We start from the raw sequence: 23,793 nt of genomic DNA, 5'->3' as shown, positions 1-23,793 counted from the left end.
TTAGTGTAAAAAGTGTCTAACGCCGGTGAAATATAGCGACATGCCGTGCTCGTCAGCAGCCTCTATCACCTCATCATCTCTGATGCTACCCCCTGGCTCGATGACGCATTTTACGCCCACTTTACTAGCGATGTCGATGCTATCTCTAAACGGAAAGAACGCCTCGCTTGCAAGCACGCAGCCACTTAGATCGATCTTTAGCTCTTTTGCCTTTGCCACGGCCGCACGTGCAGCATCCACACGGCTAGTCATACCCATGCCAATAGCCACCATCGCGCCATCTTTTACATAAACTACGCAGTTGCTCTTCGTTAGCGCAGCTACTTTCCACGCTATCTGAGCGTCTTTTAGCTCGCTACCAGTTGCAAATTTCTTGCTCATTTGTTTCATATTTTCAAGCTCTTCGTCTTTTACGAAGTCTCTTTCTTGAAATACAAATCCACCATCGATGTGTTTAAAGTCAAATTTATCATTTGCGCGGACTAAAAATTTATTATCCTGAGTGAAAATTTTGATGCGTTTTTTGCTCTCAAACACTTTAAGCGCGGCATCATCGACATTTGCAGCGATGATTACTTCAACGTAAATTTCATTTATCTTTTTAGCAAGCTCCTCATCAAGTGTGCCATTTATCGCCACCACGCCGCCGTATGCCGAGATCGGGTCGCACTTAAGCGCTGCCACGTAGCTCTCTAGCAATGTATCTTTTACCGCAAAGCCGCAAGGGTTAGCGTGCTTGATGATAGCCACTGCTGGTGCATCATCAAAGCTAGTTGCAAGCATTAAAGCGCCATTTATATCGGTCATATTATTGAAACTTGCCTCGCCTTTTAGGGCTCTAAAGTTGTTTGTGAAGAAATAATCAAACTCATAAAGTGCGCCTTTTTGGTGTGGATTTTCGCCGTATCTGGTGTCAAAAACCTTGCTTCCCACGATAAATCTAGCATCACCAAAACCGCCGTTAAATCTATCATTCATATAGTTTGCGATCATGCTATCATAAGCTGCTGTATGCTCGAACGCCTTTATCATCAGCGATCTTCTAAACTCGTAATCATCGCTTTTTTCTCTTAGGCGCTTTAAAATTTCGTCGTAGTCAAGCACGCTTGTGACTATAAGCACGTCTTTAAAGTTTTTAGCAGCGCTTCTTACCATTGCTGGGCCGCCGATGTCGATATTTTCGATGATTTCGCCAAAGTCATCAGTCCTAATCGTAGTCTCTTTAAAAGGATATAAATTTACGCAAACTAGGTCGATGCCCTCGATGCCATACTCCTTTGCCTGAGCCACGTGTGTAGCGTCATCGCGTTTGTGCAAGATGCCACCATGTATCTTTGGATGAAGGGTCTTTACCCTGCCCTCAAACATCTCAGGTGAGCCCGTAAATTCGCTAACCTCAGTGGCTTTGACGCCCTCAGCCTTTAAAAGTTTGTAGGTGCCACCAGTTGAAAGTATCTGCCAGCCAAGCTCTTCTAGCCCCTTTGCAAACTCTACAATGCCCTCTTTATCGCTAACGCTAAGCAACGCTCTCATTTTTTCTCCTTTATTAAATTTTTATCTTTTTGTTAAACACATACCTTTTACAAGCAGAAGCTGCCCCATTTTTATATCCTTTGCGATATTCTTTATCGATAAGGCTTCTAACGTAACCATAACATTTGCAGCTGCATCTATATAATAGTCTTTTCTCTCTACAAAATTTTCACGCTCTTGACCAATAATATCAACGCTAAAAGCATAGCTTGAAATTTGATTGCCATCAAAATAACTCGCATCTAATACGCTTAAATTTACAGGTTCCTCTTTCTCAAGCGCCTCGCATATCGGCTTTTTCGAGCTAAATTTCATCACCTTTATGCCGCGATCATACGAAAAGATATACTCACTAATTTCGTTTAATTTTTTTGCTTGAACTGACATAATGTCGCTCTTGTTGCCATCTTTATCGACAAATATTATGCTCACATTGCTATCTTTAACATCGTAGTTGCTGACGACTAACCTTTGATCTTGATAAAGCTCGCTTTGCGTAAGCTTAAATTTTATCTCTTTTCCGTCTATATTTACCACTTTAAAATCATTACAAAAGCCAGCCACCGCTAGCAGCAAAATCACAAATTTCTTCATCTAAACTCCAAATTTCTCTTTTAATCGCCCATAAGCCTCGTTTATCTCCTGAAGCTTCTTAGTCGAGCGCTCTATCACCTCTTTGCTCTCGCCCCTGCCCATCAAAATATCAGGGTGATACTGCCTCACAAGCTCTTTATAACGAGCCTTTACCTCATCAAGGCTTGCATTTTTACTAAGTCCTAAAACCTCAAACGCATCGTTTTCTTGGCTTATCTCATCGTGATCTGCCCCAAACCTCGAGCCATAAAAGCTATCAAATTTATAGATTATCTCATCAAGCGTCTCCTTGTCGATGCCAAATCCATAAGCGATATTTCTTATAACATCTTGCTCGCTTTTGTTAAACTCTCCGTCTATATAGGCTAAATTTAGAAAAAAAGTGAGCCTAGCCACGCAGGTATCGTAGTTTAGATTAAACGCGCGCTTGTAGTTTCTAGCGGTTTCATAGGCGTTATCTACATTTTCTTTTTGGCTGTTATAGACCTCTTTTAGATACTCACGCACGCCGCTAACACCGCTAACCTTTTGACTTAGATCATCAAGCACCTGAGTGATCAGTCTAGCCTCTAGCTCGCTAACCCTGCCGTCACTTTTAGCGACTTTTGCAAGCAGTGAGACTAGAAATTTAGCCTCATCTACATTTGCTTGTTTCTTGCGGTTACTACCTATTTGGACATTCATAAATAAAAATATCGCACCGCCTAATATCAGTAAAAACAGGACTCCAGACATATTACCACAAGTGATAGATCGTATTTTTTATCTTGCCATTTACTAGCTCATTTTTGCGCCATGAGCTCTCGTCATTCATCACGTTCCAGCGGCGCTCCTCAGGGCGATAAAACCAGTCTTTATCAATCTGATAGTAAATTTGCTTGCCGTTTGTTTCGATGATGTTTGCGATGTTGTTATCGTGATAGCTGTTCTCATCGTAGTCGGTAAAGGCTCGCTGCCCCATCTCCGAGTAAAGCAGCGTTAGCTCCTGAAGCATCTCGTTTAGATCATCGTCCATTTTCTTGACATGCAGACCGATCTCCTGCGCCTCACGAAAGAGTATCGGATACTCATGTGCTGGGTAATCTGCGTTTAGTCGCTCTGAAATTTCAACGATCTTTTTATCATCATCTATGTGATATCTAAGTAGCTCAGAGCAAATTTTAAGCGAAAGCGAGCTAGCACGATCAACCGCACCAAAAACTAGCGGATGGATATACTCATATAGCGAGTTATAGGGGTTTGTGTCGTTTGGTCTATCCTTGTCCTGCTCTTTCCAAAGCTTCACTACACGGCTAAGCTCGTCCATAGAGACACTAACTAGCTCGTTGCCCTTGTTTGTAGGGCTTAGCTCGTGCTTGAGCGATGTATCAACTGGCGTTAGATAGGCAAGCGGACCCATGACGATCTCATTAGCACCAAGCGCCATCATCGTAGCTGCTGAAGCGCAGTTTGACGGGATCAGTGCTATTAAATTTTTGCAGTAGTTTCTAAGGGTGCTAATGATCCTAAGCGCAGCTATACCGCTTCCGCCATCACTTTTTATGAAAAGATAGGCAGTGTCTATCTTTTTACCCTTTAAAATTTCATACATAGCACTTGCATCGTTTCCGCAGACATTACCAGCGTTTGAGTTGTAGTAGGTTATCAAAGGGGCATTTAGCCTTTTTTCGATCGTACTTATCAAATTTTGAGTATCGCTAAAGAGCACTGGTGGCTTTGCCACGCCCTTTTTCTCGTTTTGCTCTACTTCCTTTTCTCCGCTTGCTTTTTCCTTTTTAGAAAACATCTCTTAGTCCTCCTTTTTTACGATTTTCGCAAACTCATTTAGATAAATTTCTCTTACGTCCTCTAAACTCTCATCTATCTCATTTAGCTTAAATCTCTTGCCTCCACTAACGCCGATCTTTTCAAATTTCACTCCAAATTTAGCCGCAAGCGCTTCAAATTTAGCCTCGTCTTTCACACCCACAACCGCTCTTGAAAAGCTCTCATCAAAGATAAAATTTGGCTCTTTAAATTTCACTTCACATTTTACGCCGATGTTTGAGATGCTAGCCATTTTTGCCAGCGTGATAGCAAGACCGCCTACGCCTACGCTATTTGCAAACTCTAAAATTTGCTCTTTATTTGCTTCGATTACTAGGTCCCAAAGGGCTCGCTCAGCTTTATAATCAACCTCTTTTAGCTTGCCGCCAACCACGTTAAATAGCGCCTTTGCGTAAAGAGAAGCTGCAAACTCCCCACTTGTCTCGCCAAGCAAGTAAATCGCCCTGCCCTCGCTTAAAAATGTGCTTTTTAGGTTTAAATTTGCATCTTCATTTACACCAACCGTGACGATGGCCGGCGTTGGATAGACACTAACGCCGTCAGTATCGTTATAAAGGCTCACGTTACCACTAACAACTGGTGTATTTAGCTCACGGCAAGCCTCTTTTATCCCTTCGCAGCCCTCTTTAAACTGCCACATCACCTCTAGATTTTGTGGGTTGCCATAGTTTAGGCAGTCGGTGATCGCAAGTGGGACAGCACCGCTCATAGCTACCTTTCTACCAGCAGCAGCAACGGCTCTTGCAGCACCGATCTTTGGATCAACAAAATTTGCTCTAGGGTCGCACTGCGCAGCCATAGCGACCCCCCTACCGCTCTCTTTTATACGGATAGTTGCAGCGCCCAAGTGGCCAGGCTGTTTAATGGTATTTGTCTGGATATTTGCGTCGTATTGATCGTAGATAAAGCTTTTATTTAGCACTTCTGGCTCTTTTAAAAGTTTAAAAAATGCCGTTTTGTTATCAACGTTATTTGGAATTTCTAAATTTGCTATCTCATCAAGGTATTTTGGACGTGCAACAGGGCGATCAAGTACCGGAGCTGCCTCGCTAAGTGGGCCGATAGGGATTTCGCCTGCTAGCTCACCATGCCAGTAAAGCTGCATCACTCCGCTACTTGTGACCTCGCCGATGATCTCAGCGTCAAGGTCCCACTTTCTAAAAATTTCAAGCACCTTTTGCTCAAAGCCTTTTTTCGCGCATATTAGCATACGCTCTTGAGACTCGCTTAGCATTAGCTCATAAGGCGTCATGCCAACTTCACGCATCGGCACGCGGTCTAGATAGATCTTCATGCCGCTGCCGCTTCTGCCTGCCATCTCAAAGCTAGAGCTAGTAAGCCCTGCTGCGCCCATGTCTTGGATGCCGATGATGTAGTCTTTTTTGAAAAGCTCCAAGCACGCTTCCATAAGCAGTTTCTCGGCAAATGGGTCGCCCACTTGCACCGTTGGACGGAGTGATTTATTTTCGTCGTTAAAGCTATCGCTCGCCATTACAGCGCCGCCAAGCCCGTCCCTGCCGGTCTTTGAGCCCACGTAAATAACTGGGTTGCCCACACCTTCAGCCTTGCCGTAGAAAATTTCATCACTTTTGCAAAGTCCAAGCGCGAAAGCGTTGATTAGGATATTGCCATTAAAGCTAGGATCGAATGTAGTCTCACCACCGATCGTTGGGATACCCATGCAGTTGCCGTAATGTCCGATGCCAGCCACGCTTCCTTTTAGCAGATATCTATGCTTTTTAGCTAGCTCGCCCTCGCCTCTTATCTCACCAAAACGAAGCGAGTTCATATTCGCAACGACTCTTGCGCCCATCGTAAAGACGTCTCTTAAAATTCCACCAACGCCAGTTGCAGCGCCCTGAAACGGCTCGATAAAGCTTGGGTGGTTGTGACTCTCCATCTTAAACACAGCGGCAACCCCATCGCCAACGTCGATGACGCCAGCATTTTCACCAGGTCCTTGAATGACCCAAGGTGCCTTTGTCGGAAAGCCGTTTAGGTATTTTTTGCTTGATTTGTAGCTGCAGTGCTCGCTCCACATCGCCGAAAATATGCCAAGCTCTAGTAAATTTGGCTCACGGCCTAAAATTTTTAAGATCTCCTCATACTCTTCGTCGCTGATTTTATGTGCTTGTATGGTAGCTTTATCCATTGATGTAACCTTTTAAGAATTTTAAGCTATTTTACAACCTTGCTTATAAAAAGTTACTAAAAAGCCTTTTGGAATTTACTAAAACAAAGCACATTTGAGAGAATTTTGCCTTGATTTACAAGGTCCCTTTCGATAAATGTTTTATAAAAATTTTGCGTTAGCGTCTCAGCCTTAATCTTCTCTTCATCTTCGCTTGAAAGGTTGAAATAATAGCTCGTCTCTCTTAGAAAAAAGCCTTGATCATTAGATATATCTGAGTTTAAGATTACCGCAAAAAAGCCATTTTTCAAAGGGTGATTTGTCACGCTTTTTACTTTTATCACCTCTTTGCCACCTGCAAAAGCTTCGCAAACTGGCATGCTCTTTGTGCTATAAACTATGCTTTTGATAGCGCCATTTGAAATTTCATAAAATTTGATATTTTTTGCATTTACGAGCTCCTCTATGTCACTAGCATTTGACAAGATGAGCTCATGGTTTGTGCCCAAATTTTTAACAAGCACCATTTTGTCTGCCGCGCTGCCTTGCATGAGATCGCCAAGAGCGCTAAATTCTGCATTTACTCCGTCTGCTTTTATCTCAGCCTTACCAATAATGTTTGCAAATTTATTAAAGTCATTTAGGCTATTTTGAAGCTTATAAATTTTCATCTCGTGCAAGGTTTCGTTATTTTCAAGGTAGAGTAAATTTGCCTCATCGCTTGGCTTTAAAATTTGCTTGCCAGCGCACCCAGCAAAAAATATAACTGCAGCTAAAAATAGAAATTTTGTCCTCATTTTCCCCACACAAAAGATATAAATTTAGATGCCCTCTAGCGCAAGTGGCTAGAGAGCGGTAGAAATGTTTTACGCTTTGAAAACTTTTTCAAGATGCGCCTCATACTCTTTTAGGTATCTTGGCACGTCTGGCATCTTGATAACATCGCAGCAGATAAAATATGGAAGAGGCTTCATGCCCAAAAATTCATTTGCCTTTCTAAAATGAAAATAAACCCCATCAACGCCGCGCGCCTCAAAAAACTCATTTGGATCGCTAAATGCCTCGGCTGGGGCATTCCAAGTAAGGCTTAGCATAAATTTCTTGCCATTTAGCAAGCCGCCTTTGCCGTAGTTTTTAGTTGGATCAACCCTATGCCTGCCATCACTCGTATAAAGCTTGCCGTGTCCTGCTGTAAAGACCTCGTCGATATACTTTTTCACTATCCAAGGCTCGCCCATCCACCAAGCTGGCATCTGCCAAACTACCGCGTCCATCCAGAGAAATTTCTCAACTTCAGCCTCGATATCATAGCCTTGATCTATCACGGTTTGCTTTACCTCGTGACCCATTTTTGCTAGTTTTTCGCACGCAAGATCATGAAGTGTTTGATTGAGCCTGCCATCTGAATGGCCAAATTTTTTGCCGCCATTTAAAAGTAAAATTTTCATATTCTCTCCTTTAAAAAGCGAAAATTTTAACCAAAAAAAGTATCATTTTCCTAAACAAAAATGGCTAAACATCTCGTCTAAAATTTCGCTTCTCTCAAATGGCTTTGTGATACTAGCAAGCGCCTTTATCGCGGTATTTAGCTCGTAAGCGAAAATTTCTAGCTCCTCTTCATTTAGCCTTAAAAACGCTCTTTTTAAAGCCTCACTCGCCTCTTTACAGCTTAAAATTTGGCGGTTTGAGCTTAGCATGATCTCGTCGGTGTCTTGCGTCTTGAGATAACCCTCAAGCTCTTTTAAAACTACGCTCGTATCAGTTTTTGCAGAAATTTTGATAGCGCCGTCCAAATTTATGTCAAATTTAAACGCAAGATCGCTTTTGTTTAGGATAAAAAAGGCTTTTTTGTTCGAGTTAGAAACGAGCTTTATTATCTCTTTATCTTGCTCGTCGCTTAAAGATGAGCCATCAAAGACAGCTAGGATGATGTCGGCCTCGTTTATGGCTGAGATTGAGTAGTTTATGCCGATTTGCTCGATCTTCCCAGCATCTTTTCTGATGCCTGCGGTGTCTATTATGCGAACTAAGTGCGAGCCGATCTTGAAATTTTCTTCTATCCTATCTCTAGTTGTGCCCGCTTCGTCGCTAACGATCGCTCTTTCGTATGCCAAAAATGAGTTTAAGATAGAGCTTTTGCCCACATTTGGCTTGCCAACGATTGCGATCTTAAAGCCATCTATTAGCCCCCTTCTTTGCTCGCTAAGAGTTGCTATGCGCTCTAGCTTCTCACTATTTTTTAAAAGCATCTGCTTAGTCTGCTCTAGCAAATTTGTAGGCAGATCATCATCAGCATAGTCGATCATCGTCTCAACAAAGGCAAGAGTTTTGACCACTTCGCCCCTGATCTCACCTACAAATTTACTAAGATCGCCTTGCATTTGACGGGTCAAAATTTTAGCAGCGATCTCGCTTTTTGAAGTGATGAGCCCTTGCATCGCCTCAGCCTTAGCTAGATCCATCTTGCCATTTAAAAATGCTCGCTTGCTAAACTCGCCAGGCATAGCAAGCCTTGAGCCAGCTCTTATTAGCTCATTTAAAATTCTCTCGCTAACCATCACGCCGCCATGAGTTTGAAACTCGACGATATCCTCGCCAGTAAAGCTTGCTGGGGCTTTAAAATATATAACGATACCCTCGTCTAAAATTTCATCGTCAAGGGAGTAAATTTTGGCTAGTTTTGCGTATCTTGGCTCTAAATTTGAAAGTTTTAGAAGTTTTAAGGAGATGGTCAGGGCATCCTTGCCACTAAGCCTTACGATAGAAACTGAGCCGATGCCATAAGCTGTGGCAAGGGCTGCGATAGTTTCACTCATTTTTTGAAAAAGTCATTTACGACGACAAATTTGCCGTCATTGCCACTTTTTATGCCGACATATTTATCTGGGAATTTCTCACGAAGTTTCTCAAGCGCGATCTTAACCAAAACCCCATCAAGTGGCTTCGTTTGGGCTCTACCGCTATTTTGTATGCGCTCGATCACGCCATTTAGATATTGATCCATCATCGCTTCTTGATTTTGCAAAAACTGTGCGATTTCAAGGCGGATGGCGAGGTTGTATTTTGAATTTAACCAGTTGTAAAGCATATAAGATATCGCTTTATATCTATAGCCCTCTTTGCCGATAAGTAGCGCCGCATCAGCGCCGTCAAGCTCGATAAGCACAGTCTCATCATTAAATTTACTAACTTCTATCTTATCTATCTCAAAGCAGCTTGCCTTAAAAAGACGTGTCACACCCTCTTTTATCTCAGGCAAAATTTTATCAAAGTCAATTACAACTTTCTCTTTTTTCTCTTTTGGTAAATTTTGCACCGAGCTCTCTTCATCTGTTTGATTAAAATTTTCGATGATTGATGTATCTAGGATATTTTTAGGAGCAGCTTTGCTAGCTTGTGGCTCTTTTGCTTCTTTAGTCTCTTTTTGCTCTTTTGGCTCATCAAGTCTTTTTATCACATATCCTGGCTCATCTGCCTCTTTTTCGCCCTTTTCAGCAAAAGCATCTTTTGCAAGAGCTGAGTTTTTTTCGCTTAAATTTGGCTTTTCATTTTTATGCTCTTTTTGCTCAGACTTAGCCTCATTTTTCTCATCTTTATGCTTTTTAGGATTTCGCTTTTTATCATTATGATCGTGTTTTTTGCTCTGTTTTTTCTCTTCTTTTGCAGGCTCGTTTTCATCGCTTTTTTTAGCAAAATTTCTATCATTTTTTGGTTTGTGCTGTGGTTTTGGCTGATTTTCTAAATTTGCCTCAATGATCGCTGTCTTTTTAAAAAATCCAAAAATTCCACCACTTGGATGCTGTAAAACCTTGATATCAAGCTGTGTAACAGAGCAGTTAAGCTGCTCGGCTGCCTTTTGAAATGCCTCTTGGAGGGTATTTGCTTCTATCTTCATTGAGCTTTTACCTCCGCAGCTTTTTTATGTTTTTCAAAAAGTTTATTTACAAAGACTTGTTGAACGACTGAACAAACGTTATTTACAAACCAGTAAAGCGTAAGACCTGCTGGGAATGTCACAAAGAAAAATGTGAAGATCAAAGGCAAGAATTTCATAACCTTTTCTTGCATAGGATCAGTAAATGTCGTTGGTGTAAGTTTTTGTTGTAAAAACATCGTTAGACCCATCAAGATAGGTAGCACAAAGTATGGATCCATCACTGAAAGATCATGTATCCAAAGTATCCAAGGAGCACCTTTTAGCTCGATCGCATTTAGTAAAACGCGGTAGATCGCAAAAAATACCGGAATTTGAAGTAAGATCGGCAAGCAGCCACCCATCGGATTTGCACCATGTTTTTTGTATAGCTCCATCATATGAACTTGCAGTTTTTGTTTGTCATCAGCGTACTTTGCCTGAAGCTCTTTCACCTTTGGAGCAAGCTCTTTTAGCTTATTCATAGATAACATGCCCTTATACGTAAGCGGGAATAAAACTATCCTTATAACTAGCGTTAGAACGACTATCGCCCAACCCCAGTTGCCGATGTAGTTATGTAAGAAATTTAAGAATGCAAACATCGGCTTTGCTATAAATGTAAACCAACCATACTCGATAACGTCATTTAGCCTCTCATCCATCGAGCTTAAAATTTTATGCTCTTTTGGTCCGATGTAAGCGCCTAATTTTAGACTATCGTTTGCCTTTACAAAGACGATAGGATTGTTATTTGCATCTTTATCTACAACAGCTTCAAATGGCTTGTTAAATGAGTAAAATAGTGCTGTGTAGTATCTATCAGATGCGGCCGCTATAGTTGTGTTTGCATAGTTTTTAACCTCTTTTGCATCGCCATCTTCTATGATATTTAGACTATCGTCTGTATTTCTAAGCATGACACCATGAACTGTGTAGCTATCTATCGCGATATTTGGTCTAAAGCCAGGAGTGATGAAATAATCAACACTTTTACTTAAATTTACTTCAACCTCATAACGACCATTTGGGTAAAATTTGATATTTTTTGTGACTGTAACGCCGTTTAAATTTTGAGTGAGTTTTATAGTTTTAGGCTCGCTACTAGCATCTACCTCGCTAGCGTCACTGCTATATGCAACCTTAAAAGCATCAGTATTTAAAGCGCTATCGTTAAATCTAAGCTCAAGCGGCAGTGGATTTTGTGAAACAAGCTCGATTTTGTTGCCATCTTCTGTTTTGTACTTATCTTCAGTGAGATAAAACTTCGCAATCCTACCTAGCTTATCTATCTTTGCTTCGTAGCTTTGACCTTTGATGGTAGCGATTATCTCGTTTGAAGCTAAATTTTGATTTGATTTTGGAGTATCGTTAGTAGAGGCTGGAGCTTTGCTTTGATCCATTGTTTGAGAGATCGTTGTCTGGTTTTGCTCTAGTGGAGCTCTTTTTGGCATAAAAAAGTCATATACTATGAAAAATACGATAGACAAAAGTGCTGCAAGAAGCAACCTTTTTTGCATAGACATCTGTTCCATTTAATTTTTTTCCTTTAATTTATCTAATACTTTTACGACATAAAATTTACTATTTTGACAAGGGATAAACCAGAAATTTACATTTTTGGTATCGCTTTTTTGAAATATAAAACATGAGTTAAATTTTTTGCGGATGATTGGGTAGTTGATACCGCCTTTGAAAAGTTGATTGCATCTTAAAATTCGCATGAATGTTGCAAAAAAAGCAGAGAAAAAGCTGTTTGTTTGAAATTCCCAAATGGCGTATTGTGAGCAAGTCGGATAGTAGCGACAGCTTTTTGGCAGAAGTATGGAAATATATTTTTGATAAAAAGCGATAAATTTAATCGCAAATTTTTTCATTTTAGACATCCCATTTTTTTTGTAGACCAGCTCAAATTTTTACAAATTTTGTCAAATGAAATTTCTGTAATTCCATTTTTTGCGACCATAATGTAAGTGCCATCTTTTAGCTCGTTAGAAATAGAAAAAAAAGCAGCTCTTAAAAGTCTCTTTGCTCTATTTCTAACTACTGCTTTCCCCACTTTTTTGCTAGCAACAACTGCTAATTTTTTTTCAATTGTAGGTTTATAAAAAACTACGCAAGCGTCGCAGTGCCATTTACTGGCCTCTTTATAAACCTGAGAAAATTCTCTCGAGTCACTTAGTGACTCAAAACCAGCTAAGCAGCCAATCTTTTTCTACCTTTAGCACGTCTAGCGTTGATAACCTTGCGGCCATTTTTAGTTTTCATTCTTAAACGAAAGCCGTGAGTGCGTTTTTTAGGGGTTTTATGAGGTTGATAAGTCCTTTTCATTTCTATCCTTAAAGTTAATATAAAAAGTGGGATTTTATCAAAGCAATACTTAAATTCCTTTGAATAAATCAGCCCGACAAAACTATAATTTAAACTTTAAGTAAATCAAGTTATAATCCAAAAATGAAATTTCATAAGAATAAAGATCTCTTAGAAAAATTACTTTTTTTAAAAGCGATCGGTTACAATTTTATAGATGAAAATTTTCTTAATTTAAGTAAATATCAAGATTATAACAGCATAGACGAGCTAAATAGCGAGATAAAAAAGTGCTCTCTTTGCTTTTTGAGAAATAGCTCAAAGTGCGTTTTTACTGGCTTTGGTGATAAAAATAGCAAGATAATGTTTATCTCGCTTTGCAAAAAAGATGATTATTTTGAAGGCGCAAGTGGCAAAATTTTAGAAAATGCTATAAACAATGGCTTAAATTTAGAAAAAGATAGAGTTTATATAAGCTTGCTTTTGCGCTGTGAAATTTCAAATAGTGACGCGAAAAATCCAGCGTTAAAGAGCTCATTTGAGCTTTGTAGGCCATATCTTTTAGAAGAGATAAGACTTATTAAGCCAAAAATTATCATCACTTTAGGAGAGGAAGCTTTCATGCATCTTTATCCAAATTTGCTCTCAAAGGGCGGATTTTCAAGCATAAGAGGGAGCATTTTAAAAGATGATAATAGGTTTATAATGCCAACTTTTTCACCAGAGTGGATCAGCAAAAATCCAAGTTTTGAAGAAAATTTTATAGATGATTTGAAAAAAATCAAGGGAGTGATATGAAAAGAATTTTTCTTTTTTTAGTTATATTTGTAAGCCTTTTTGCAGCACAAAATGAAGCCTTAAGCGAGATGCAAGACGAGATCACTGAGGCAAAATTTGAAAGCAACATCACTAAAAATCAAAGCCTCTCAAGCATACCGCCAGCAAAGATCACTTACATAAATTTAGAGCCAGAATTTTGTGATATCTCTTGCCTAAATGAGCTTATTAAGAGCGATATGTTAGCTAGCTTTATGGCGAGATTTGAGCCAGCAAAGATAGATGATAGGGCACTTTTGGACCTTTACACTTCGCTTGGTGGAGAGATGGTTTTAAAACTTGCACAAAGCGACAAGATAGCAGTCATCATCCCTCAAAAGGTTATAAAATCATACGCAAATGTCGTATCAAACGCGATTCTAAGCTACATCTTAAAGCAAGATGCAAATGTCGAAGTGAAATTTATAAATAGTAGCGACGAGAGTTTGCCTAGCCTTCAAAACGCGCTTCAAAACGCTAGAAACGAGGGCTTTATCTACTTCATAGCAGCCCTTACTCAAAATGGCGCAAACACAGTAAATTCTCTCATCTTGCCAAACGAACTCATCTACATCCCAAGCGTTCATAGCTCTTTCGTGGTAGCTCCAAAGCCAAATTTGATCTTTGGCGGAGTTGATTATAAAGCGCAAATTTCAGCCCTGCTAGCTTTTTCCAACGAAAAAATAGTCGCCTTTGACGATGGCAGCGCGCTAGCACAAAAGCTAAGTGAGTATGTACGCATGCAAAGTAGCGACTACTACGAAAGCTCGATCACTGGCAAAGATATAAATTTAAACAACACTTTAAGCAAAAAGTCTAAATTTGATAACGCAAGCGTCTTTTTAAACATCCCTATAGTTAAAGCTTCTCTTGTGGCAACGCAGATGAGAGGCTTTGAGATAAAACCTTACGCGCTTTTAAGCACGCAGATAAATTTCTTGCCAAATATCTTTAGCGCCATCACGCAAAGAGATAGACAAAACCTCTTTGTGGCAAATTCGCTAAATTCGCTTGATGAGAGTTTTCTAGGACTTGGAGATCTTTTTGGAGTTGATTTTAGATACTCACAGATCGGCTACTCAAGTGCCTTGGGAGTGGAGTATATCTATACAAATTTCATAAACAAAAGTGCCAGCAAAATTTTTACAGAGAGAGTTGAGGGCTCGCAAGTTTTATATGATGTGAAAATTTATGATACAAAAAGCGATCACTTTAATGAGGTAAATTCGCAGGAGCAAAACAGCACAAGCGGGATTTAGCAGTTTTGCTTGCTAAAATTTAACCCCATTTATAAAAGTTTTCATGCTCTCATCTATCTTTGCTAGCCTGCCCTCTTTCATAAAAGCTAGCGTGATAGTCGCTTTAAAGAGCACTTTTTCGGCATCTTTTTCATCAAATTTATAAATTTCTTGCTCTAAAACAAGGCTTGCCTTTTTAAGCTCTATGAGCTTTGTTCTCACAAAAACCTCGTCGCCAAGCACGGCTGAAGCGAGAAATTTAGCCTCAAGAGCTGAAACGACAAAGTATCCGCCCTCTTTTGTGAAATTTAGCCCAGCCTCAAAAAAAGCTTCGCTTCTGGCTCGCTCGCAATATTTAATATAGTTTGTATGATAGACGATGCCGCCTGCATCGGTATCTTCGTAATAAATTCTTATCTTCACAGCAAAGCTCCTTTAAATTTTCATTTGCTCTTACTAGGCTTGCCTTTAGCGCCTCTAGTTATCGTAAGCGACTGATCATAAAATAAAATAAGCACCACCGAAACGCCCACGCCAAGCGCTAGTGAGACCGTCGTGGTCGTGATAGCATTATCAAAAAATATGATCAAATACTCATTTTTCTTAGCGATGCTTGTCTCATTTAAAAATGAAAAAAGCGCCAAAATGCCTTTATACGCAAAAACTCCTGGCACCATCGGCAAAAGTGCTGGAAATGCGATGATCTCAGCTGGCACCTTTAGCCGTTTGGCAAAGAGCATGCCTAAGATTCCGCTCATAAAAGAGACGATGAGCGTTGCGACACTGATGTTAAAAAATCCCATCTGCATGATCCAAAAGCGGCTAGCATGCGCAAATGCAGCGAGTAAGGCGCAAAAGATGAGAGTTCTTTTTGGAGGCGAGCTAGCATAGGCAAAGCCAAGTCCAGCCACCGCAGCAAAGCCAGCATCTACAAGCGTTTCACTAAAAAGCTCAAACATTTAATATCTCCGCGCTGCTAAGTGTAAGCGTGATATAGACGCCAACAGCCATGCAAAGTATGAGGATGCCCGTGCTTATGGCTCTACTGATGCCAACAAGGGTGTTGTCATTTAGGATGTCAAAGACTGAATTTATGAGAAAAACGCCAGGCATCATAAAGAGCACAGACGAGCCTATCGCCACGTCGCTTGTGTGCGTAAGTCCGTAAGATACGCCAAGATAGGCGATAAATGAGACGACAAAGGATGTCAGGACGTATTGAATTTTTAAATTTACGCCCATTTTCGCAAGGGCAAATTTAAGAGTGTAGCCAACAAGCGTTGCAAAAAATATGCAAACAACTGAACCAGCATCGCCTCCAAAAAGTCTGCAAAATGCCGCATTTGCAAGGCTTATCAAGATAAGCGAGCTAGCAAATTTATTTGCACTGACACTCATCACACCCTCAAAGCTCTCTTTAGCTTCATCTAAACTTAAACCCTCATCTAAAATTTGCCAGCTAAGTGAGGATAGCTCAGAAATTCTATTAAAGCTAACCTGTCCTAGCGGGATCTTTCTCACGTAGGTTCGGCGCAAGGAGTTGTCCTGAGAGTCCATCACGCTAATGGTAAAATACTTCACAAAAATGGTCACGCTAACGTCGTATCCGTAGTGCTTAGCTATGCGGTCGACGCACTTTTCTACGCGCGCTGTATATGTGCCAGCGCTTACCATAGCTGTCGTGTATTCGGCTAAAAAATTCGTTAAGATTTGGATATCAGGCTTGGCGTTCATTTTGGCTGATCTTAAATTTCACAAAAAACAAAATGAGCTGCAAAACAAGCATCACTTTCATCACATATTCGCTTGCGCTATGCATCTTGGCAAACTCTGCTGTCTGCGTCGCCTCTGCGCCAAGACTTTGAGCCTGCACGATAAAAGGCGTAAAGATAAATACAAAGCTTAGCGCTAGGGCCAAGTTTAAAAACGAGAGCATAAATGTGCTAAATTTTAGTGAAAATGCAAGCTTTTTTCTTAGATCAAAGAGCTCGCTAACTGCTACAAATGCGCTTACAAAGAGCAAAACATAGTTAAATTTTAAAAATATCTTTGTCATCATCTGTCCGCTCATAAAATGCGTAAGCACCCCCTCGCCTATGATGCTTTGTGGGAAAAAAATGACTGGTGCGACCAAAATTCCAAGCGTTAGCTCAGTGCCGATCACCGCTGCTAATAGTAAAAAATAGATACTTCTCAATCTCTCTCCTTTATAGTTTTAATCTCGCGCAAAAGCCCCTGTCAAAGCCTGCTAAGTCCTTGTAAAACGTGCTTTTAAAGCCATTAAATTTTAGCGCCATCTCCATGCTTGCTCTTTGATCATAGCCCATCTCGCAGGCGATATTTTTTATGCTGCGATTTCTAGCGATAAGGATGATATTTTTTAAAATTTCATCTCCGACCTCTCCGCCAAATAGCGCCTCATGCGGTTCGTTTATCACAAATTTATCAAGTTTATAGCCTCGCGCGATATATGGCGGGTTTGAGACCAAGATGTCGATATCACCTGAAATTTCATCGATATATGAGCATTTTACAAAGTTGATTTTATCACTTACATTAAATTTAAGCGCATTTTTTTTAGCTAAATTTAGAGCCTTTTCGTTTATATCGGTGGCTACTATTTTAGCGTTTGTTTTTAGAGCTAGCATGACGCTTATTATCCCGCTACCAGTGCCGATCTCAGCGATCTTTGGCGCTTTGTAGCCGCTTGCTATCTCTAGCACTTTATCAACCAAAATTTCAGTCTCAGGGCGCGGTATCAAAACGCCACTTTCTACCTCAAACTCCAAGCCATAAAAGCCAGCCTTGCCGGTAATGTACTCAAGTGGCTCGTAGTTTTCAAAGCGCTTTACAAGGGCAAAGTAGCCGACATCGTCAAATTCGCTCTTTTGGTTTAAAAATATCCACTCAACGCTCACATCAAGGTAGCTCATGAGCAAAATTTTAGCCACCCTACTTGGGTTCTCACAAAGCGGCTTTAGCCTTAAATTTGCCTCTTTTAGAGCCTCTTCAACTCTCATTTTCTAGCTCATTTATCCGCTCAAAAAGGCTTGGGTGCGAGTGATAGACAAATGAGTAAAGCCAGTGCGACTTTGGAAATGCTTTGTTTTCGCTGCCAAGCTTGGTTAGGGCGTTTATCATGTCGGTTTTGTTTGAAATTTCTTTTGAAAATCTATCTGCGCCAAATTCATTTTTGCGGCTAAAGTGCGAGATGATCGGCGAGAAAAGAAAGCTAAAAATAGGCGAGAAAAGCACCAAAAAGATGATGGTGCTAGCGCCATTTTGCCCTAGTCCTATCGCCTCATAAGCACTTGCGCCAACGTTTCCAAAGATAAAAAATAGACAAAATAGCATGACCGCACTTAGTGCTATCATTTTTAGGATATCTTTATGCTTAAAGTGCCCAAGCTCGTGCCCCAAAACCGCCACGATCTCCGCGGTGCTTAGCTTTTTTATCAGCGTGTCAAAAAGCACAACTCGCTTTGTCGCTCCAAGCCCACCAAAATAGGCATTTAAGCGGTTGTCGCGCTTGCTAGCGTCTATCGTAAAAACGCCGCTACTTTTAAAGCCACATTTTGTAAGTAAGCCCTCTATCTTGCCCTTTAGCTCGCCATCTTCAAGCGGCGACATCTTGTTAAAGATAGGCGCGATGAGCGTTGGATATATTAAATTTATAATTAAAGCGATGCCAAAACTTAGCAAAAATACCCAAAACCACCAAAATTCCCCAATAAAATTTATACATAAAAGCACGAGCCAAACAAATGCCGAGCCAAAAATGAGCATTAGCGCTAGCGACTTTATAGTATCAACCAAAAATATCTTTGCGCTCATGTTTGAAAAGCCAAGTTTTTTGTCTTTTACAAAGCTCTCGTAGATATTTAGCGGCAGATCAAGCAGCGACGAGATCAGCAAAAAGCTCATCACAAAAAGGATATTTTCAAGCGTAGTGCCCTCTTTTATGCAAGCGTTTGAGAGCATTTTTAGCCCAAAGCTTATCCACGCAAAGAAGATAACGGCGTGATAGACGAGGCTAAAAATTTCAAATTTTAGGTTTGTCACGGCGGCAACTGCGGCGTTTTTGTATTCGCTCTCTTCAAGCACAACTGGCTCTTTTTTGGCCTCAGCCCTTACAAAGCCGATCTGCAAATTCGCCAAAAAAAGCTTAAAAAGCACATAAAAAATATAGATAAATAAAAGTGTATAAAACATATCCTTCCTTAAATTTCATAAAGACTAAAGCAACCATAGTCTGTTCTAACTGCGAGCTTGCCATCTATAAATTTAGCCTCGCAGTTTTTCACGACATGATCTAGCGTAAATTCCGCCATCGCGTTGCCACTTTTTAAATTGATAGCGTAGGCTCTGCTTTGATCTATCACCACAAGCTTGCCAGCCTCCACGCAAAACTCGCTCGCTCTTAGATACTCGTCCTTTATCCAAGGCTGCTTTGAGACTTTTGCGCTCTTGATATCAAGGCAAAATAGCTTGTTTTCAAGATATTGCCTAAGCAAAAGCGTATTTTCGTCCAAAAAGCAAATTTTATCTAGCACGCCAAATTCTGCTCTTAGCTCGCTTAAAATTTCGCCATTTTTTGCATTTAAAATTTGCAGCTCATTTTCTTTGGTACAAAGTGCAAGCATGCTAGCATCCGCACTAAGAGCTGTGCAAAGTATCGGCACGTGGCTTTTTGTGCTGCATTTATATTCGACAAGCTTTGAAATTTTACCCTCGCAAAAAGTAAAAATCTGCCCAAACATACCAAAGACGGCTACATCATTTGAAGCACAGATAAAGCTCGCTATCTCACTACTTTTCTTGACATTTTGCTCGGCTAAAATTTCACGAAATTTAGCCTCTTTTGGCTCAAAAATGTAAATTTCATGATCAAGATCTAAAAGTAAATTTTCGCTTGCACACTGGACGTCCCATGCAAGCGGCTTTGGCAAGGCGATCTGCTCTTTTATAGCGCCGCTTCGATCAAGCCTCACCAAAAGATCACTAGGCATGCCACCATCCTTTTGACCGCCACTTTTATAAACGTAAATTTCATCTCTTAAGCCTGCAAACGAGAGCGCTCCAGTGTATCCGCCACCGATATAGACATGCAAGCTCGCTTTACCGGTCTTTGCCTCGCTATCTTGCAGAACAAAGCCCTTTTTTAAGCTCTCCCACTCCTTTTTGACGCAGGCTTTTTTAGCCTCCGTATCGCTTGCAAATTCTTTCTTGCTCTGCTTTGTTTTGCCGCCTTTTTGGCTCACGCTCGCTAAAGCATTACCCTCTACGCTAAGTCTTAGGCGCTCACCGCTACTAAAATTTACAAGCTCACGCATATTTCACTTCAAAAAGTTGTCGTAAAAACTACTGATAAATAGCACCAAAATGACAAAAGGCACGATAAATTTGATATAGAAAAACCAAATATTTATAAGCTTTGCGTATTTTTCGCTGCCTTGCAAGATCTCTTTTTTCGCTTCATCTTTTAGTACCCAGCCGACAAATATCGCACATCCAAGCGAGGTCAGCACGAAAAATATCGTTGCACTTATCGCGTCGTATGCGTCAAAGATATTTTTACCAAAAATGCTCACATGACTTAGTAAATTTGTAGCCATAAGTGAGGGCAAATTCCCAAGCACGAAAATGACGCTAAGCACTAAAAATATCGCTTTTTTGCGTTTTATCTTAAATTTCTCTTGCAGTGTGGTAATGATCACTTCATATATCGGCAGCGACGTCGTAAGCGCAGCGATCATAAGAAGCGCAAAAAACGCAACCGCGAAAAATCCGCCAAAAGGCATGTGCGAAAAGACGATCGGAAGCGACTTGAAAACTAGGCTAGGACCACTATCTGGTGAGACGCCGTAGCTAAAGAGCGACGGAAATATCATAAAGCCAGCAAGCACGGCTATGACGGTGTTTAAGATGCCTGTGATGATAGAAATTTTAACTAAGCCTTCGTCTTTTTTAACAAAGCTTGAGAGCGTTATCATCACGCCAAATCCAAGCGAAAGCGCAAAGAAAACCTGCCCCAAAACCTCAACAAAAAGCTTTAAATTTATCTTTGAAAAATCAGGCGTTAAATAAAATTTCACACCCTCCATCGCACCCCCAAGCGTGATGTTTTTAGCGATCATGACGAGCATCAATATAAAAAGAAGTGGCATTAGATATTTTGCTGAGCGCTCGATGCCGCCAACTGCGCCTTGCACCAAGATAGCGTAATTAACCAGAACAAAAACAAGAGTCGCAAAGCTGATGGCTAGCGGGTTGCTAACGATATTTTGCTCATAAAATGCGCTCGTTTGCTCAAAGCTCACGATTTGCGAGAGATCAAGCAGGCCAAATGAAATTTGAGCGATATAGTTTAAGACCCAGCCGCCGATAACCATATAATAAGCCATGATGCCAAATGCGCCAACAAGCCCCATCCAGCCCACTATCTGCCACTTTTTGCTGATCTTTTTGCCATTTACTGTGCCACCAAATGCATCAACGGCGTTACATTTTAGACGCCTGCCAATGGCGTTTTCAACTAAAATCATAGGAATACCAATGACTATCATCGCTATGCAAAATACCAAAACATAGGCCCCACCGCCGTTTTGACCGACCAAGTAAGGAAAACGCCACGTCGCGCCAAAGCCGACCGTAGCCCCTGCAACAGCTAAAATATATGTAAGTCTTGAACTCCACGATTTTCTATCCATATTATCTACCTTTGTGAAAAACTTGGATTATATAAAAAAAATGATTAAATTTTGCTAGCAAAAGGCGATGCTTGCGTGTAAATTTGGCTTTTTTGCTAAATTTTAGGACTTTTATGGACGGAATTTATTTTTATTTTTGTGGGTAAATTTCTTTTTATTCAAAAGGGAAACAAGGGGACTTTAATTACGAAGCCGTCCCATTATCTCCCTTTATATCCCACAATCCCCTCGCACGTTAGAGGTGCATGCTTCAGTGCTTCGCACTGCATGCGTTTTATCATCAGGCAAGTGTAACGCAAATTTTAAAATTTCATGAACGAGTAATTTCGGATCTAAAATTTGAGCTAAGTGGTAAGCGAAGCCAAATTTTAGTAGTCAATTCTTACGAGTGAATGGGATTTTAAAATTTGTAAAATAGCTTGATTAAATTTGTAAATTTCTTTTTATTCAAAAGGGAGACAAGGGGACTTGAATTACGAAGCCGTCCCCTTATCTCCCTTTAGATCCCTCAATCCCCTCGCACGTTAGAGGGGCATGCGAAGGTGCTGGCGCACTGCATGCAGTTTTGTTAAATTTGAGCAAATTTTAAAATTTATGAGCGAGCATATCACGCTTCTAAATTTAGTTGTGAATGGCTATGAGCCCTAAATTTAGTAAACTGCTAAAGCGAGTGAATGGAATTTTAAAATTTATGAAATAACTAGATTAAATTTGTAAATTTGCCCAGAATTTTAAAAATCTAGGCAAATTTCACTCAAATTTACTCTCTAACGACGTGTAAAAACTGCATGTGTTTGCGGTATTGTTCGATGACGTCGTTTATCAGCGTAGCCTCGCTCCATCCAAGCACGTCGTAGTCCTGACCGCCCTCTTTTAGATAGACCTCAGCTCTATAGTAAAGATCATCGCCGTCAAGCTCTCTGGTGTAGTCTGGACTCTGGCTTTTGGTGAGATAAACGCCATATCTAAAGTCCATCTCATCGCCAAGACCAACGTTTAAATTTACAAAATTCTCGCCATTTGTGACCTTTGCTTCAAGTCCGTTTTTGGCAAATTCCTCTTTTAGCTCGTTAAAAGCTTTTAGTGCAACCTCGTTTAAAAATTTCTTGCCATCTTTCTTGCCTGGCAGCGTGATGATCGCACTTAGACGTTCTTGCCACGGCTTTGAAAGATCACTAATAGGCATGTTACTAAAGTTATTTGTCTCTTTTTTGGTTAGATCCACACGTAACGCCTTAAATAGCCCATAAATGGCGCCAAGTAGCACTATGGAAAATGGCAGTGCTGTCGTGATCGTAAGTGCTTGAAGCGAGCCAAGACCACCAGCTAGCATCAAAAATGCCGCCACGACGCCCACCGTAACGCCCCAAAAGACCTTTTGCCAAACTGGTGTATCATCCTTGCCGTTTGAGCAAAGCATGTTCATAACGATCGCCGCAGAGTCGGCGGAAGTTACGAAAAATATTACGATCATAAAGACTGCGATCACGCTTAGCACGCCTGAGAAGCTAAATTTTTCTAAAAACATAAAAAGTGCTGAGGCTGAGTCGGAATTTACCGTGGTCGCTAGCTCGCTAAAGCCACTTTGAACAAGCGCAATCGCCGAGTTACCAAAAAAGCTCATCCAAGCAAAAGTAAAGCCAGTTGGCACGAGAAGCACGCCTATGACAAATTCTCTGATCGTTCTGCCCTTTGAAATTTTAGCTATAAAAAGCCCCACAAACGGCGACCAAGATAGCCACCAAGCCCAGTATAGCAGCGTCCAGCCACCAAGCCAGCTCTCGTTTTGCCTCTCATAGGCGTAGAGGTTAAAGGTGTTTGAGATGAGCGTAGAGATGTAGTCGCCGCTGTTTTGCACAAACGACTTTAAAAGCTGCGTCGTATCGCCTAAAAATAGTATCAAAAACATAAAACATATAGCTAGCGCGATGTTTGCGTTTGATAAGATCTTAATGCCCTTATCCACGCCACTTGCCGCTGAGATGGTAGCTGCAAAACAAAGCACTATTAGAAGCGTGATGTGCATGGTTGGCAGGCCAAAAACGTGCGTAAGGCCAGCATTTACCTGAAGCACGCCGTATCCTAGCGATGTCGCCACGCCAAAAAGGGTCGCTACGACGGCAAATGTATCGATGGCACTACCTATCTTGCCGTAAATTTTATCTCCGATGATCGGATAAAACGCCGATCTAAGCGTTAGTGGCAAGCCGTGTCTATACGAGAAAAAGGCTAGAATTAGCGCCACAATGGCATAAACCGACCATGCGCTCATGCCCCAGTGAAAAAATGTGATATTCAACGCAAGCTTTTGCGCTGCGATAGTTTGCGCGTCGCCAACTGGTGGGTTTAGATAGTGCATGAGCGGCTCGGCCACACCAAAAAATACTAGACCTATGCCCATGCCAGCGGCAAAAAGCATAGAAAACCACGAGATATTTTTGTGCTCTGGCTTTACGTGATCAGCTCCAAGCTTGATCTCGCCAAGCTTACTAAAGCCAAGAATGATGACGCTTAGCAGTATGACGGCAACGACTAGGATATAAAACCAGCCAAATTTGGCTGCGATGTAGTTTTGCATACCCTTAAAAAACTCATTTGAGAAATTTGGAAATATCGCTGCAAATGCCGCTATTAAAAATATGACAATAAGCGATGGGATAAATACTGAATTATTAAATTTTGACCTTTGAAATTTAAACATTTTTCTCCTTTTTGTAAATT

At 40.8% G+C, this 23,793-nt stretch carries 24 protein-coding genes; 2 read left to right on the top strand and 22 right to left on the bottom strand.

Annotated elements, in window-relative coordinates:
- From purH to rpmH, 13 genes are all read right to left on the bottom strand, one after another.
- On the bottom strand, positions 1-1,533 hold the full coding sequence (gene purH, locus CVT07_RS03735; protein ID WP_107937075.1) for a bifunctional phosphoribosylaminoimidazolecarboxamide formyltransferase/IMP cyclohydrolase: 1,533 nt from the start codon (positions 1,531-1,533) through the stop codon (positions 1-3).
- 21 nt (positions 1,534-1,554) lie between these two features.
- The gene (locus CVT07_RS03730; protein ID WP_107937073.1) at positions 1,555-2,127 is read right to left on the bottom strand and encodes a hypothetical protein; all 573 of its coding nucleotides are present in this window, start codon (positions 2,125-2,127) and stop codon (positions 1,555-1,557) included.
- Positions 2,128-2,862 carry a TerB family tellurite resistance protein gene (locus tag CVT07_RS03725; protein ID WP_107937071.1) on the bottom strand — a complete coding sequence of 245 codons (735 nt, stop codon included), beginning with the start codon at positions 2,860-2,862 and terminating at the stop codon, positions 2,128-2,130.
- 1 nt (position 2,863) lies between these two features.
- On the bottom strand, positions 2,864-3,913 hold the full coding sequence (locus tag CVT07_RS03720; RefSeq protein WP_103633788.1) for an SDH family Clp fold serine proteinase: 1,050 nt from the start codon (positions 3,911-3,913) through the stop codon (positions 2,864-2,866).
- A gap of 3 nt (positions 3,914-3,916) precedes the next feature.
- Positions 3,917-6,106: a phosphoribosylformylglycinamidine synthase subunit PurL gene (gene purL / locus CVT07_RS03715; protein WP_107937069.1), complete on the bottom strand. Its 2,190-nt coding sequence runs from the start codon at positions 6,104-6,106 to the stop codon at positions 3,917-3,919.
- Between the two features lie 56 nt (positions 6,107-6,162).
- On the bottom strand, positions 6,163-6,882 hold the full coding sequence (locus CVT07_RS03710; protein WP_107937067.1) for a hypothetical protein: 720 nt from the start codon (positions 6,880-6,882) through the stop codon (positions 6,163-6,165).
- A 69-nt stretch (positions 6,883-6,951) separates the two neighbouring features.
- Positions 6,952-7,533: an NAD(P)H-dependent oxidoreductase gene (locus CVT07_RS03705; RefSeq protein ID WP_107937065.1), complete on the bottom strand. Its 582-nt coding sequence runs from the start codon at positions 7,531-7,533 to the stop codon at positions 6,952-6,954.
- A 42-nt stretch (positions 7,534-7,575) separates the two neighbouring features.
- Positions 7,576-8,901 carry a tRNA uridine-5-carboxymethylaminomethyl(34) synthesis GTPase MnmE gene (gene mnmE, locus CVT07_RS03700; protein ID WP_107937063.1) on the bottom strand — a complete coding sequence of 442 codons (1,326 nt, stop codon included), beginning with the start codon at positions 8,899-8,901 and terminating at the stop codon, positions 7,576-7,578.
- Positions 8,898-9,980: a Jag N-terminal domain-containing protein gene (locus CVT07_RS03695; protein WP_107937061.1), complete on the bottom strand. Its 1,083-nt coding sequence runs from the start codon at positions 9,978-9,980 to the stop codon at positions 8,898-8,900. Before CVT07_RS03695 ends, mnmE begins: the two co-directional genes overlap by 4 nt.
- On the bottom strand, positions 9,977-11,533 hold the full coding sequence (gene yidC, locus CVT07_RS03690) for a membrane protein insertase YidC (protein ID WP_107937059.1): 1,557 nt from the start codon (positions 11,531-11,533) through the stop codon (positions 9,977-9,979). Before yidC ends, CVT07_RS03695 begins: the two co-directional genes overlap by 4 nt.
- A complete protein-coding gene (yidD, locus tag CVT07_RS03685) occupies positions 11,534-11,875 on the bottom strand; it encodes a membrane protein insertion efficiency factor YidD (protein ID WP_002940252.1) in 342 nt (113 codons plus the stop codon).
- Positions 11,872-12,207, bottom strand: a complete 336-nt coding sequence (gene rnpA, locus CVT07_RS03680) for a ribonuclease P protein component (RefSeq protein ID WP_035142427.1) — start codon at positions 12,205-12,207, stop codon at positions 11,872-11,874. The genes yidD and rnpA overlap by 4 nt, the downstream gene beginning before the upstream one ends.
- Positions 12,195-12,329: a 50S ribosomal protein L34 gene (gene rpmH, locus CVT07_RS03675; protein WP_002940373.1), complete on the bottom strand. Its 135-nt coding sequence runs from the start codon at positions 12,327-12,329 to the stop codon at positions 12,195-12,197. The genes rnpA and rpmH overlap by 13 nt, the downstream gene beginning before the upstream one ends.
- A gap of 123 nt (positions 12,330-12,452) precedes the next feature.
- Between rpmH and CVT07_RS03670 the strand changes: the two genes are divergently transcribed.
- Together CVT07_RS03670 and CVT07_RS03665 are read left to right on the top strand one after the other, a co-directional pair.
- Positions 12,453-13,106 (top strand): uracil-DNA glycosylase family protein, encoded by a 654-nt coding sequence (locus CVT07_RS03670; protein ID WP_107937057.1) that lies wholly within the window; start codon positions 12,453-12,455, stop codon positions 13,104-13,106.
- Positions 13,103-14,383, top strand: a complete 1,281-nt coding sequence (locus CVT07_RS03665) for a hypothetical protein (RefSeq protein WP_107937055.1) — start codon at positions 13,103-13,105, stop codon at positions 14,381-14,383. Before CVT07_RS03670 ends, CVT07_RS03665 begins: the two co-directional genes overlap by 4 nt.
- Positions 14,384-14,395: 12 nt before the next feature.
- Here the strand turns inward: CVT07_RS03665 and CVT07_RS03660 are convergent, their stop codons facing one another.
- From CVT07_RS03660 to CVT07_RS03620, 9 genes are all read right to left on the bottom strand, one after another.
- Positions 14,396-14,785 (bottom strand): YbgC/FadM family acyl-CoA thioesterase, encoded by a 390-nt coding sequence (locus CVT07_RS03660; RefSeq protein WP_103581341.1) that lies wholly within the window; start codon positions 14,783-14,785, stop codon positions 14,396-14,398.
- A 20-nt stretch (positions 14,786-14,805) separates the two neighbouring features.
- Complete coding sequence (locus CVT07_RS03655; RefSeq protein WP_002940362.1) at positions 14,806-15,321, bottom strand: threonine/serine exporter family protein; 516 nt, start codon at positions 15,319-15,321, stop codon at positions 14,806-14,808.
- A complete protein-coding gene (locus CVT07_RS03650; protein WP_002940417.1) occupies positions 15,314-16,096 on the bottom strand; it encodes a threonine/serine exporter family protein in 783 nt (260 codons plus the stop codon). The genes CVT07_RS03655 and CVT07_RS03650 overlap by 8 nt, the downstream gene beginning before the upstream one ends.
- On the bottom strand, positions 16,080-16,559 hold the full coding sequence (locus CVT07_RS03645; protein WP_002940261.1) for a DUF4149 domain-containing protein: 480 nt from the start codon (positions 16,557-16,559) through the stop codon (positions 16,080-16,082). Before CVT07_RS03645 ends, CVT07_RS03650 begins: the two co-directional genes overlap by 17 nt.
- Before the next feature lie 10 nt (positions 16,560-16,569).
- Entirely contained in the window at positions 16,570-17,382 is an 813-nt protein-coding gene (gene prmC / locus CVT07_RS03640; RefSeq protein ID WP_107937053.1) for a peptide chain release factor N(5)-glutamine methyltransferase, read from the bottom strand.
- The gene (locus tag CVT07_RS03635; protein ID WP_107937051.1) at positions 17,372-18,574 is read right to left on the bottom strand and encodes a M48 family metallopeptidase; all 1,203 of its coding nucleotides are present in this window, start codon (positions 18,572-18,574) and stop codon (positions 17,372-17,374) included. The genes prmC and CVT07_RS03635 overlap by 11 nt, the downstream gene beginning before the upstream one ends.
- Positions 18,575-18,582: 8 nt before the next feature.
- The gene (locus CVT07_RS03630) at positions 18,583-19,695 is read right to left on the bottom strand and encodes a hypothetical protein (RefSeq protein ID WP_107937049.1); all 1,113 of its coding nucleotides are present in this window, start codon (positions 19,693-19,695) and stop codon (positions 18,583-18,585) included.
- A gap of 3 nt (positions 19,696-19,698) precedes the next feature.
- Positions 19,699-21,072: a sodium-dependent transporter gene (locus tag CVT07_RS03625; RefSeq protein WP_107937047.1), complete on the bottom strand. Its 1,374-nt coding sequence runs from the start codon at positions 21,070-21,072 to the stop codon at positions 19,699-19,701.
- A gap of 760 nt (positions 21,073-21,832) precedes the next feature.
- Positions 21,833-23,773, bottom strand: coding sequence for a BCCT family transporter (locus CVT07_RS03620; protein WP_107715138.1), 1,941 nt, complete (start codon positions 23,771-23,773; stop codon positions 21,833-21,835).
- Positions 23,774-23,793 lie beyond the last annotated feature (20 nt).

Source organism: Campylobacter concisus (assembly GCF_003048875.2).
Lineage (GTDB): Bacteria > Campylobacterota > Campylobacteria > Campylobacterales > Campylobacteraceae > Campylobacter_A > Campylobacter_A concisus_AU.
This window is presented reverse-complemented; position numbering and strand designations above follow the sequence as displayed.